10 protein-coding genes are annotated in these 12,917 nt (G+C 61.6%); 2 read left to right on the top strand and 8 right to left on the bottom strand.

Going from position 1 to position 12,917, the window contains the following annotated elements; translation table 11 throughout:
* Nucleotides 1-70 precede the first annotated feature (70 nt).
* The 4 genes from dndE to dndB are packed head-to-tail and all read right to left on the bottom strand — an operon-like array spanning nucleotide 71 to nucleotide 5,084.
* Nucleotides 71-469, bottom strand: a complete 399-nt coding sequence (gene dndE, locus O3I_RS04030; RefSeq protein WP_041562405.1) for a DNA sulfur modification protein DndE — start codon at nucleotides 467-469, stop codon at nucleotides 71-73.
* Nucleotides 459-2,453, bottom strand: coding sequence for a DNA sulfur modification protein DndD (dndD, locus tag O3I_RS04025; RefSeq protein ID WP_041562404.1), 1,995 nt, complete (start codon nucleotides 2,451-2,453; stop codon nucleotides 459-461). The genes dndE and dndD overlap by 11 nt, the downstream gene beginning before the upstream one ends.
* A complete protein-coding gene (gene dndC, locus O3I_RS04020; protein ID WP_051066477.1) occupies nucleotides 2,440-3,960 on the bottom strand; it encodes a DNA phosphorothioation system sulfurtransferase DndC in 1,521 nt (506 codons plus the stop codon). Before dndC ends, dndD begins: the two co-directional genes overlap by 14 nt.
* Entirely contained in the window at nucleotides 3,957-5,084 is a 1,128-nt protein-coding gene (gene dndB / locus O3I_RS04015; protein ID WP_051066476.1) for a DNA sulfur modification protein DndB, read from the bottom strand. Before dndB ends, dndC begins: the two co-directional genes overlap by 4 nt.
* 85 nt (nucleotides 5,085-5,169) lie before the next feature.
* Here dndB and dndA point away from each other — a divergent pair, with 85 nt between their 5' ends.
* Nucleotides 5,170-6,303 carry a cysteine desulfurase DndA gene (gene dndA, locus O3I_RS04010; RefSeq protein WP_041562403.1) on the top strand — a complete coding sequence of 378 codons (1,134 nt, stop codon included), beginning with the start codon at nucleotides 5,170-5,172 and terminating at the stop codon, nucleotides 6,301-6,303.
* A gap of 646 nt (nucleotides 6,304-6,949) precedes the next feature.
* On the opposite strand, the gene O3I_RS04005 is transcribed toward dndA, so the two are convergent.
* Nucleotides 6,950-7,219: a hypothetical protein gene (locus O3I_RS04005; protein WP_141691819.1), complete on the bottom strand. Its 270-nt coding sequence runs from the start codon at nucleotides 7,217-7,219 to the stop codon at nucleotides 6,950-6,952.
* A 100-nt stretch (nucleotides 7,220-7,319) separates the two neighbouring features.
* Here O3I_RS04005 and O3I_RS42360 point away from each other — a divergent pair, with 100 nt between their 5' ends.
* Complete coding sequence (locus O3I_RS42360; RefSeq protein WP_014981611.1) at nucleotides 7,320-8,279, top strand: HNH endonuclease; 960 nt, start codon at nucleotides 7,320-7,322, stop codon at nucleotides 8,277-8,279.
* Nucleotides 8,280-8,299: 20 nt separating this feature from the next.
* Here the strand turns inward: O3I_RS42360 and O3I_RS03995 are convergent, their stop codons facing one another.
* From O3I_RS03995 to O3I_RS03985, 3 genes are read right to left on the bottom strand one after another with little or no spacing between them, the layout of a single operon-like run.
* Nucleotides 8,300-10,456: a 3-hydroxyacyl-CoA dehydrogenase NAD-binding domain-containing protein gene (locus tag O3I_RS03995; RefSeq protein WP_014981610.1), complete on the bottom strand. Its 2,157-nt coding sequence runs from the start codon at nucleotides 10,454-10,456 to the stop codon at nucleotides 8,300-8,302.
* Nucleotides 10,457-10,460: 4 nt separating this feature from the next.
* Nucleotides 10,461-11,675: an acetyl-CoA C-acetyltransferase gene (locus tag O3I_RS03990; protein ID WP_014981609.1), complete on the bottom strand. Its 1,215-nt coding sequence runs from the start codon at nucleotides 11,673-11,675 to the stop codon at nucleotides 10,461-10,463.
* A gap of 40 nt (nucleotides 11,676-11,715) precedes the next feature.
* Nucleotides 11,716-12,876, bottom strand: coding sequence for an acyl-CoA dehydrogenase family protein (locus O3I_RS03985; RefSeq protein ID WP_014981608.1), 1,161 nt, complete (start codon nucleotides 12,874-12,876; stop codon nucleotides 11,716-11,718).
* Between the last annotated feature and the right edge of the window lie 41 nt (nucleotides 12,877-12,917).

Genomic DNA, 12,917 nt, shown 5'->3' with positions numbered 1-12,917 from the left:
TGAAGATAACCTTGTGGTCCACCGCTCTGGTGCGTAATGGGTGAATGATCCTGCGTGACAGCCTATTTCGCTATCCGGTGGGAGCCGGCTGCTGAGCCATCGCCAGGCCGACGAGCCCGCTTATCGTGGCAAGGTCATCACGTCCGGCAAGATACCCGATCCCGCGGTGTAGGTGCACAGTTAGCACCTGACTCAGCGCTTCTTCTGTATCAGGCAGGCCGTCGCCGGCGCAGCGGGCCTTCAACAATGCCAGATACAGATCGCTGTGTTTGCCGCCGAACACCTTCCAGGTCATTTCGACGTTGGAATCGGTGTTAACCTCGCGAACAAGTGGTGTAGTTGGGTCCTGAAGCGATAGCGCTAATGCCCAGCGGCACAGGACATTCCAGTTCACGATGCCGGTAGTGCGTTTGACTTTGACGAGTTGATCTTTGGCAGGCTGGGACAGGCGCACTGTATTAGGCGACATGGCTCGCTCCTGCGTTCCACCAGTACCCGGGTTCGATTCGGGTTATGAGCTCTTGGTCGTCGTGTACCAGGGTGTAGGTATGGGCAACCGCTGGCTCCAGTTTGCTCAGTAGGTACTCGTCGATCTCTTCATCGGTCGACAACAGCAGCACTTGGTGACTCACATGAGGGAAATAGCGTTCGACGAGGTGCTCACGGTGCCGACTGTCGAGCCGACCAAGAGGTGTATCGATGACGGTCGGTAGTTGGTTGCCGGCGACGCGCGCCAGGCCCCACAGGAGTGCGATTGCCAACAGTTGACGCTCACCGGCGCTCAACCGTGCCGAGGGCATCGGTTCGCCGTCTGCGCCGATGAGGGTGAGTGTGAACTGTTCGGTATCTATCCGAAGGTCTTGCACAAGGCGATCTTTCCGCATCAGCTGGGTGAAGCTGTCCAGCATCGCTACTTCCAGACGGCTGATGTGGCGCTTGAGCAGCGCGTCCCCGAACTGTTCCAGGGTCGCACGGGCGCGTTCGGAGTAGCTGATGATACGGGTGGTGTCCTCTGTCTTGAGAAGAGCCTCGACTCGAGCTTTGTGGGCACGGTCGAGTTCGGTGTCAAGCTGCTCTAGACGATGCCTGCTACGAGCGTGGGTGTCGGTGAGCGCGCGTTCCTTCGACTCCAGTGTGGCGATATTGCGCATGGCGTCGTCGCGGGCGTTCAACACGTCTGCGACTGCTTTTTCATCTGGGACCCCAGTCAGTTGGCGCGCCAAGTCCTCAAGATTTCGTGCCAGATCTTCTTGCTGTGCAAGTAAGTTGCTAGCTTGAGTGTGCTCGTGATCGAGGATCCGATCGACTGTGGCGAGTTCGTCGAATGCTTCTTTCGACAATCGAAGTACAGGATCTACAGCAGCGAGATCGCTACGCTTCTTCCGATCGGTGCTGAGTTTTCGGCGCAGTGAGGTCAGTTCCGTGGTGGGTAGTGTCTCCCCGAGCAGTTCGAGCAGCCATTTGTCCCGGTGAGCAAGTACCTCTCCCACCTGCGCGGCGTTGGCCGACTCTTGTTCGCGGCTTGCCTGCATGCGGACAGCCTCGATCTGAGAGGTCAACAATGCCAATGGCAACGCGCCGGCGGCAAGGCCGCGCAGCTCGTCTTCAACAGCCTTCAGCTTGTTCTTGGTCTCTGTGTGCGTTAGTTCGAGTTCCGTGCGCCGCCGGAACAGTTCGCCGCCTTCCTTGACAAAGGCATTGTTCGCCTTGGTGAGTCGGGCTTTCGCCGAGCTCAGTTGCGCCCGTACGGATCCAGCTTCCTGATAAGCCCTGTCCGAATCGCTCTCGGCAGCGTCACGCTCGCGCTGCAACTCTGCGATGCGCTCAAGAGTCCTCTTGTCATCTTCGTCGGTCCGGCGTTGGCGACGCTGCAAAGCCAGCAAGTCGGTACGAAGCTGCTCCACCGCATTGACACCCAGAAGGGAGTGGACAGCTGATTCGATGACCGACGAGGCCCGATCGGGGTCAGCCAATGTTTCGATCTTTTCGCCGTCGAAGAAGAATAGCGAAGCAACCTCCAACGACAGGATGTCCTCGACGTGATCGGCCCATCCTTCGCTAGAAACCTTACTGTAAACGCCATCGACCAAAACGGCGACAAACTCCCGAACGGACTTACCGGTCACTCGCCACTGCCGCGAAACCTCAAAAATGCGGGGCTCTCCGTCGACGATTGTGGAGAACTCGATTGTCAATCCAGCTCCGTCTGCAGGGTCGGCCTCGCGATTGATTGACTGCCGCAGATACGTCTCATAGGCCAGATTGCCGCGGCCGCTACACCGCGCGCGACTACCATACAACGCTAGTTGGATAGCATCGAGCAGCGTAGTTTTCCCGCATCCATTGAGACCGCCGATTAGCACGATTGGGCGCTGATCAGTAGTGGCCAGTTCGATTGACTGAGTACCGCGATAAGCGCCGAAATCCTGCAGCTTCAAGCTATGCAGAAGCATCGGCGTTCACCTCCATCAACGGAAGCAGCTGCTGGGCTTCAGCGCGTAACTGTGGTCGGTCACGGTTCTCCATGCGCAGCCGATCCCGGTTACGTGCGTAGTCGAGTGCATCGTCTGCATCGGCAAAGTAACCTTTGCGCACGACCTTTTCCAGCGCCTCGAACAGCCCTGACCGTCGTGACATTGTGCGATATCGGCGTTCCACAGACAGGAGCTCCCTCATGGTCGTGAAATGAGTGTCATCGTCCTCACAAAGCTCACGCAGCAATTCCATCTCGTCTGCACCCAGCGTCAGATACGCGTCGAGAGGTTTTCCTGGGAATTTCTCGCCGGTCTCGTCCTCGTAAATTTTTGGCAGAATATCTTCAACCTCATGTTTTTCGAAGATCCAGATTCGGCGAACCTCATGCAATTCGTCCATCGAGATCAATTCGATGTTTCGCAAACCTTCTGGTGCACGCTTGCGAACTTTCGTTTGAGCCTTGAGAAGCTCCCGCAGCCACTTCTCACGGGCCTTCTGGGTGTATGGTCCGTGTACAATTTTGTCTTTGAAAAGCTGAATCGTGCCGTTCATTTTCCGGTATTCCCGATCCTCTTTGTCATCGGGGTTATCCAGATTGTTACGTAAATCCAGCAGCGGTTTCATCCATTTATGCTCGGCGCTGTTATGCACCATCGCGGCCATGGATTTGTCTTGTTCGACGAGCGTGCACGTCCAGCAACCGAAGCGGCTATCCCCACAAGAGGGGGTTGTGCTGTCTACGACGAGCGGGCACTCGGAATCGGCCGAGGCGCCCTGGTACATCGTTAAGAGATCTTTATTTGAGACGCCCCACGGATTGGCGTACTGCATCAAGAACATCCACACCTCGTCGGTGTCCCAGTCCTCGATCGGGCTGTACACCAGAGAGTTTGGCAAATTTCCGTTGGGCGACAGACGATCTCGAACCCGTCGTTTTTCATGCTTCGCCATCACGCGCGCTCGAACTGCACTTTCCTGCTTACGGATTCCCAGCACGAGGATCGCTTCGCCGTGCTGACGCACGACACTTCGGATAAACGCGTTAGATGGCTTGATCTTCAATCGCTCAGTGCACCATCGGAACTTCGGTCGCGGTGCTGGGTAGCCACGGCCGATCAGTCCCACCCAGAATGTGTCTTTGACCTGGGGTGTCAACCGGTGCGAATCGACCGGCAATCCTTGGCTAGCGGCGCTTGAGCGCATCGTGTCCAACGAGGCGGCAACCCAACTTGCTACGACAGGGTTCTCCACGAGCGTGTCTGTACTGATCACGTGCACGGGCTTGGTGCGCTGATCCTCAGGCAGGTCCTTCAACGCAAGCCAGACGAGCTGAAGGACTGCGGTGGAGTCCTTTCCACCGCTGTAGCCGACCACCCAAGGCACTTGATCGGCCGTATACAGTTCACGGATCTCGGCGGTCAGCTCGTCGACAACCTCAGTGAGAGTGCGCCCTTGAAACGGTGCGGGTGTCGCCGAGATAGTCATCGGTCTCCTCGTTCGTCGGCGTCGGATGTGGCGGGTGCCAGCGCATCCATGGATAAGTCGAGGCGCTGACAGAGATATTCCACTGTGGCTACGACATTTTGACGGCCCTTCGAAACGCGGCCGCCTATGATTGCTCTTCCGTTCCAGTCAGAGTTGGAACGGGTCCAGTCCACTTGGCCTAGTGGAGCCAGCCGCGAACTCCACTCATCTGGTTCGAGCGACTCTCGTAACAGATGGTTGCCGACCTCCCCGATGGCATGCAACGCAAGACTGTGGCTGTGTATGAAATCACGGCGCACCTCCGGAGCGGCCAGCTTGCGTTCGCGGACCAGCGCCCACTCCGGGATCAGTGCATCGACACTTTGCCAGAACTGCTCGACCACTTGTCGAGCGGCATCTTGGTCTAGGTCCAGCCCCGCCAACAGTGACAGGTTGCCGGTATGAAGAGCGCTGAGGGTGAACAGCTTCCGAGATCGCGCCGACAGTGTGCTGGTCTCCAGCTCGACATGCCCTTTGAAGACTGGTGACTGGAACGCCAGCAGGCGAGTCAGATACGCCACGCTGTCCCGCTGGTCGTACAGCACACTCAGCGAACGGTCTGGGCGGACGGCGTGACGATTGAGATCAGCGAACATCTGTTGACAGCGCTGCAGACCTGCATCGTGGAAGAACACCACGGCAATCGTATCGTCACCAAGATCTGGGTTCTCTCGCAGGGCTAACTCGATTGCCGCACGCCTGTGCTGGCCGTCATTTATGAGGAACCGTGCAGCCATAGGGATTCGGATCTGGCCGGCACGCATGCCAGTACCTGCATCGGTGATGCTCTCGAAGCACATGTCGCCGTCGATCGACGCGGTCAGCGCGCTGAATACGTAGTCGTCGTGATTGTCCACTAGGTAGCGGACCAGGGCGGGAAGTCTGCCCTTATTGAGCACTCGCTGCGCTCGGACCTCCGCGGGCAGCTCCTCGTCGTCGAACAAGAAGATCTTGGGGATCAGGCGTAGCGGACACATCGACACGTAGTACTCGCGTCCGGCCTGCACACCGCGAATGGCTGGGAAAACGTATTCGAAACCACTCGACGTGGCTGTCTTCACCGCCAGAGGCGTACGTGTGTTCACGCACGTACCCTAACGCACGGCGGACACGTACCTTCGCGATTGCTGTACGTGCCACTGACGGCGTTCGGCACGTACAGTTGCGTGCATGCTCCCGTACCTGGACGCCGCTGCCACCTCACCTGTCGCCCCAAGCGTCGCCGACGTGGTACTGCACTGGATGACCGAAGACTTCGGCAACGCTGGCAGTCGAACCCATGAGTACGGCACACGAGCAAAACGGGAGGTAGGACAGGTGAGGGAGTTGTTGGCCGGACAACTCAACGCCGGGCCTGACGAGCTCATCTTCACCAGCGGTGCTACCGAGAGCAACAACATCGCTATCCTCGGCCTTGCTCCCCATGGCATCGCGACTGATCGACGGCATATTATCGCCTCGGCCATCGAGCACAAAGCTGTCCTGGAGCCCCTTGCCCACCTTGAGTCCCAGGGCTTCGACATCGATCTCGTACAACCCGAACCCGGCGGGCGAATCAGTGCGGAAGCAGTTGCCCAAAGGCTGAGGCCTGACACGCTGTTGGTTTCATTGATGCACGTAAACAACGAGATCGGCACGATCCAACCGGTTGCTGAGCTTGCCGATCTTCTACGTGCGACGCCTACCTACTTCCACGTTGATGCTGCACAGGGCTTCGGCAAGCTCACTGCAGACCTTGTTGGCCCTATCGACATGATCAGCATCAGTGGCCATAAGATCGGCGCCCCCAAAGGGATCGGCGCGCTACTCCTTCGTGAACGCGACTTTGACCAGGTCCCGTTGACCCCGTTGATGTACGGCGGAGGCCAAGAGCAGGGGCTGCGACCGGGAACTCTGCCCGTTCCGTTGATCGCTGGCCTAGGCAAAGCCGCCGAAATTGTCGCTGACGACAACGAGAAGTGGATGGCCTCGGCTCAAGCGTTTCGTCTCCGTCTTCTCGATGCGCTGTCGCGTACTCGCTATCACCTGAATGGCGACCCTGATCACACTGTTCCCCACATCGTCAATGTCTCTTTTGACGCGGTCGACGCGGAAGCGCTGATAGTACGGCTTAAGAATATTGCCGCTGTTTCGACGGGCTCGGCGTGCACCAGCGCTTCGTACACGCCCAGCCATGTACTGGCGGCCCTCAATCTGTCTGACCACGCAGCCAGCAATGGGTTACGGCTGTCGTGGATCCCTGGCCACGTCCAGGATTTTGACCCGGAACCCCTCGCCAACGCCATCCGGGAGTTTCAGGGTTAAACAATCGCGGCGCAAGGACCGAATATCCGTTTCTGTGTGTAACGAAGGCCCGTTGCCAACTGGCACCGCCCCGCTCGACCTTGGATCAGTGGACCCGTGGTCGAAGATCACCGGGAGGAGTCGGTCTGAACGCACACCGATTGAAGGACACCTATCGATGATCGCGGAGCCCGTCTGCGGATCAGCCGATGAAGTCTGAAATCGGACCAACGGCGGAGTTCGAATACCTGATCGTCGACGGCGGCGAGGGCGAGATCCTTGCACGCCGCCAAGCCGATGTGTTGTAGGAGGTCACGAAATGGTGGGCCGCACAGCAGCAGGAATAGAGCATCCGCTGCCCTGGACGGTACTCATGCTAGAAGGCGGATAGCCTCCTGGCGCCTACCGTTGCTCAGGGCAAAATCGGCTTTGATCACCAGTCTTCTTCCACCAAGAAAATACTGGTCAGGCCCGTTCCCACGCTTTCGTGCCCTGCCGAGGGCACAGCGAACGGCTTGCCCCGCCGAATAGCGGACATGGCGTGACAGCATCGCTGACACGCCATGTACTCGTTTCGCATGATGGCTCCCCCAAACCCCCGCGGTTACCATCGCCGGTAGCTCGACCGAATCATGTCGCCTGCCTGGTCATTCGCAGGCGAGTCCCCTTAGATCGAGCGGATCCACAGTTGCCAGCCGCTGCCCTGCTGACCGTAGACGCAGTCAGGCCGGGTGTCGGAGCTGCCGTACCACGCTTGCCACTTTTCCCCCTCGCGCACGCACTCCCCGTGAGTCTGATACTCGCCGATGAACATGCCTTCGGCATTCGCGTTGCCTGCCACCACCCCGACCACAACCAACGCCGCGGCGGAGGCTGCAAATGATCTCCATACATTTCGCATGCCGACCACCATGCCAGAGGCGGGCACCGAATCCATGACCCCAAGATTGGGAGATATTGTCCCATCGGGACGTGGCTAGGCGCTTGCATCGCCGACGGGCCTGGCGGTGTCGGTGCGACGGTCTACAGTCCGCGGTATGGAAGCAGTCGACGCCTCCAGCAGCGTCATCGAAGATTCCGTTGCCATCGGACGGGCCGTGCGCCGTCGTGCTGAGGGGGCTGATGGCAAGCAGCTCAATGCTGAGTTCTCGGTGGTGGCCGACGGGGATGCGTTCTCGCTGATCATCGAGAGTGCCGGTGGCCGGGTCATCGGTAGCGACTTACCGCGCAACAGCGACTACGTGCCGCTGTTCGAACTGTTGCTCGGGCGGTTGCGTGAGCTGGAGGCAGTGATGTCGGGGGCGGAAGTCGTGTCGGCGAACGCGACCAGACTCGAAGCTACTGAACGTCAGCTGATCAGCAGTCCGATCGCGATGGCGAACGTCTCCGACATCGCCCGATTGCGGCTCGACCTCACTCGGGCGCAAGGGCGGGTCGGGCTCACATCGGCCTCGAAAAAGGAGGGCAACAACCGCAAACGGGTGCTGTTGCGCATCACCGTCCCGGACTACGCTGCGTCCGACGCCGAGCAACTCGCGACCGACCTCTCCCGGTCGGGGGCCGCGCTCGTGGCCGAAGCACCGGTGGGCGAGACCGACGGCCATGCCCGCGTCAAGATTCGACGCGAGCAGGCACGACTTCGTCGAATCCTGTGTGGTCCAGGCAAGACCGGTGTCTGTGCACTCTGCGGACACGAGTTCCCGACGGGACTACTGGTTGCCGCGCACATCAAGAAACGGCAGCATTGCACGCCCGACGAACGCCGCGACCTGTCCAACGTGGCGATGCTCGCGTGCACCTTCGGTTGTGACGCGCTGTATGAGGACGGATGGGTCTCTGTCGACGACAGCGGCCAGTTGCTGATCAGCGACGCGGCGACCACACCCGCGGTTCGTGACCGTCTGGCAGCGCTGATGGGTTTGGCCTGCGGTGCACACAAAGTCGGTTCGGAACCGTACTTTGCGTGGCACCGCAGCACCGTTTTCCGCCGCGGGTGAGCGCGCTGGGCGCGTGACCTCTATTCGGTCCGCAGGCTTTCTGGTGCACGGAACCGCGCACCGTAGCGGTCGGCCAACGCCTCTGTGCGGGTGAGGAATTCAGAACGCCCACCCGGATACCCCTGGATGAACTGGCGCACCCCGCCGGTCCAGGCCGGAAAGCCGATGCCGAAGATGGAGCCTATGTTGGCGTCGGGGTCGGCGGAGATGACGCCCTCGTCGAAGCACTTCTGGGTTTCGAGGGCTTGGATGAACATCAGGCGGTCTTGGAGGTCGGTGAAAGGGACGGAAAGTTCGCGGGTGGTGTGGAATTCGGTGCGCAGGGTGTCCCACAGGCCGGTGCGTTTGCCGTCGGTGTAGTCGTAGAAGCCTGCGCCGGCGAGCTTTCCGTTGCGGTCGAAGCGGTCCATGAGGGTCACGATGACCTCGCGGGCGGTGGGGATGGATTCGGCGAGGGTGCGACCTTCGGTTTCGGCTGCGGCGATGGATTCGTCCATGATCTTGCGGATGGTGCCGAAGGACAGTTCGTCGGCGACCTGTAAGGGGGCGGCCGGGTAGCCGGCTTGGAAACCGGCCTGTTCGATGATGGCGGGGTCGATGCCCTCGGCGAGCATGGTCATGGCCTCGAGCAGCCACATGGAGAACACGCGGGTGGTGAAGAAGCCGCGGCCGTCGTTGACGACGATCGGGTACTTCTTGATCGCCAGGGTGTAGTCGATCGCGCGGGCCAGGGCGGCGTCGGAAGTCTTTTCGCCCCTGATGATCTCGATCGGCTGCATGGATTCGACCGGTGAGAAGAAGTGGATGCCGATGAAGTCGGCGGGACGCTGCACCCCCTCGGCCAGGCCGGTGATGGGCAGCGACGAGGTGTTGGAGCCGAGGACCGCGCCGGGCTCGACGATGCCCTCGATCTCCTGGAACACCTTGTGCTTCAGCTCAGGGTTCTCGAAGACCGCCTCGACGACGAAGTCCACGCCGGCGAAATCGGCGGCGTCGGCGGTCGGGGTGATGCGGTCCAGCAGGGACTTCGACTTCGCTTCGGTGGTACGGCCTTTGGCCAGTGCTTTGGCTTCGAGGTTGGCCGAATAGGTCTTGCCCTTCTCGGCCGCTTCGAGCGAAATGTCTTTCAGCACTACCTCGATGCCGGCTTTGGCGGTGACGTAGGCGATGCCCGCGCCCATCATGCCCGCACCGAGAACGCCGACCTTCTTGATCGGCTGCTGCTCGATGCCGGCGGGCCGGGCCGCGCCGCGCTCGACCTGTTGCAGGTCGAAGAAGAACGCCTGGATCATATTCCGGGCCACCTGGCTTTTCACCAGGGAAACGAAGTAGCGCGATTCGATCTTCTGGGCGGTGTCGAAGTCGACCTGTGCGCCCTCCAGCGCGGCGGCCATGATGGCGCGCGGGGCGGGCATCTGATTGTTGCCCTTGAGCTGTTTGCGCAGGTTCGCCGGGAACGCGGGCAGATTGGCGGCGAACGCCGGCGTGGCCGGGGAGCCGCCGGGAAGCTTGTAGCCCTGCACATCCCAGGGCTGGGCGTTCTTGTCCGGGTTGGCCTGGATCCATGCCTTGGCGGCAGGCACCAATTCCTCGACGCTGCCGACGATTTCGTCGACCAATCCGACCTTCAGCGCTTTGGCCGGAGTCATCCGCGCGCCGGTGAGCAGCACCTGCATGAGCGCGTTCTGGATACCGAGCAACCGCACCGCGCGACCGATACCGCCCGCGCCGGGCAACACACCGAGCAGCACCTCGGGCAAGCCGATCTGGTTGCCACGCACCTCCGCCGCGATCCGATGATGGGTGGCCAGCGCCAGTTCGAGGCCGCCGCCGAGGGCCGCCCCGTTGATCGCCGCCACCACCGGCTTGCCGATCGTCTCCAAGCGGCGCAGCTGGCTCTTGAATTCGGTAGTGATCGCCAGTATCTCGGCGGGCTCGGCCGGAACGAGCTGTTCCAGCAGGACATTCAGGTCCATGCCCGCGAAGAAGGTCTTCTTGGCCGAGGTGAGGACGACACCGCTGATGTCGTCGGATTCCGCGTCGATCCGGTCCAGCGCCGCGGTGAGCGACGACCGGAAAGCATCGGTGATGGTGTTGGCCTGGTGGTCCGGTGCGTCCAGGGTCAGCGTGACGATGCCGTCCGCATCCCGGTCCCAGCGAATCGTGTTCTCGGACATGGGTTCAGACCCTCTCGATGATGGCGGCGACACCCATGCCGCCGGCGACGCAGAGTGTGATCAAGCCGTAGCGGCCGTTACTGCGCTCGAGCTCGTCGAGCACGGTGCCGACCAGGATGGCGCCGGTCGCGCCGAGCGGGTGGCCCATGGCGATGGCGCCGCCGTTGACGTTGTACTTGTCGTCGGGAATCCCGAAGTGCCGCTGCACCTTCAGGGCGACCGCGGCGAATGCCTCGTTCATCTCGAACACATCGATCTGGTCGACGGTCAACCCCGCGAGCGCAAGGGCCTTGTCCACCGCCGGAATCGGGCCTTCGAACATGAGCACCGGGTCTGCGCCGCTGGTGACGTAGGAGACGATCCGCGCCCGTGGCACCAGGCCGCTCGCCTCACCCGCGGCCTTGCTACCGACGAGAACGAGCGCGGCGCCGTCCACGATGCCGGAGCTGTTGCCGCCGGTGTGCACATGGTTCACCTGCTCCACGAACGGATACTTCTGCGCGGCAACGGCATCGAAGCCACCGAACTCGCCGATGCCCGCGAACGCGGGCACCAGCTTGCCCAGGTCGGCGACGGTGGTGTCGCTGCGCACATGCTCATCCCGATCGAGAATCGTGACGCCGTTCTGATCGCGCACCGGCACCACCGATTTGGCGAAGTACCCGCCGTCCCACGCCGCCGCCGCGCGCTGCTGCGAGCGCACCGCGAACTCGTCCACTTCTCCGCGCGAGTACCCCTCGATGGTGGCGAGCAGATCGCACGCCACACCCTGCGGGACGAAGTAGTTGTCGTAGGCGGTGGCCGCGTCGTAGGCCATCGCCCCACGGTCGCTGCCCATTTCGACCCGGGACATGGACTCCACGCCACCCGTGATGACCAGCTCCTCGAAACCGGAACGCACACTGGCGGCGGCCATCCCGACCGCCGAGAGTCCCGAACCGCAGAACCGGTTGATCTGCACGCCGCCGACCGTGTCGGGCAGCCCGGCCAGATTCACCGCCGTGCGGGCGATATCCATGCCCTGATCACCGATCGGCGTGACGCAGCCGAGCACCACGTCGGAGATCCGGTTCTCGTCGAGGTCGGGAAACCGCACGCGCAGCTCCTCGATCAGGCCCACCACCAGGGAGATCGGCTTGACCTCGTGCAGCGAGCCGGTGCGCTTGCCCTTGCCGCGCGGGGTACGGATGGCCTCGAAAACGTATGCCTCGGTGGTCATGCCGAGATCCCTTCGATGTCTGATGCGGAGCCGGGGCGCGTCACAGCGACCGCGAGATGATTTCCTTCATGATTTCGCTGGTGCCGCCGTAGATACGGTTCACCCGGGAACCGGTGTACATGGCGGCGATCGGGTACTCCATCATGTAGCCGTAGCCGCCGAACAGCTGCAGGCAGCGATCCACCACCTTGTCGCAGGTCTCGGCCGCGAACAGCTTGGCCATCGACGCGGTGGCCGGATCGTTCTTCCCGTCGATGTACTGCTGAATCGCGTGGTCGACAAGGGTTTTGATGGCCAGCGCCTCGGTCTTGCACTCGGCGAGGGTGAACGCGTTGTGCTGGAACTTGCCGATGGGCCGCCCGAAGGCCTCGCGCTCCTTAGAGTAGCGCAACGCCTCTAGCACCGCCGCCTCGGCCAGCGCCGAGCACAGACTGGCGATGATCAACCGCTCCCGGGCGAGCTGCTCCATCAGCTGGTAGAAGCCCAGGCCCTCTTGCGCGCCAAGGAGATTCGCGACCGGCACCCGCATATCGGAGAAGAACAGCTCACGGGTGTCCTGGGCGTGCTGCCCCATTTTCGCCAGCACCCGGCCCCGTTCGAAGCCGGGCAGATCCTTGGTTTCGGCGACGATGAGCGAGACTCCGGCCGCGCCTTGCGACGGATCGGTCTTGGCGATGATCACCAGCAGATCGCAGTGGGTGCCGTTGGAAATGAACGTCTTCGAGCCGTTGATGACGTAGTGATCACCCTCGCGAATCGCGGTGGTGCGCACCGATTGCAAGTCAGATCCGGTGCCGGGCTCGGTCATGGCGATGGCCAGCACCAACTCGCCGCTGATGATGCCGGGCAGCCAGCGCTGACGCTGTTCTTCGTTGCCGTAGGTGTAGATGTAGTGCGACACGATCGGCGAGTGCACCGAGAAGCCGAAGCCGTTGTCGTGCGCGTAGACCAACTCTTCCTGCACCACGGCCTGCAAGCCGAAATCGCCGCCCGCGCCGCCGAATTCCTCCGGCAGGTCCAGGCCGAGCAGGCCGGCCGCACCGGCCTGGTTCCAGAACTCGCGGTCGACCATGTGCTGCTCGGTCCAGCGCTCACGGTTCGGCACGATCTCTTTGCGGAAGAACTCGGCGGCGTGCTTGCGCAGTTCACGATGCTGATCGGTTTCCCAGGTGGGGCGGTAGTCGGGGAAGAGTGCGGACATCGTTGTTCTCTCTACTTTCCGATCGAGGGAGTTGCGTCATC

The organism is Nocardia brasiliensis ATCC 700358 (assembly GCF_000250675.2).
GTDB classification, from domain to species: domain Bacteria; phylum Actinomycetota; class Actinomycetes; order Mycobacteriales; family Mycobacteriaceae; genus Nocardia; species Nocardia brasiliensis_B.
Note: the sequence above shows the minus strand (reverse complement) of the source record. Positions and strands in the feature narration are given on the sequence as shown.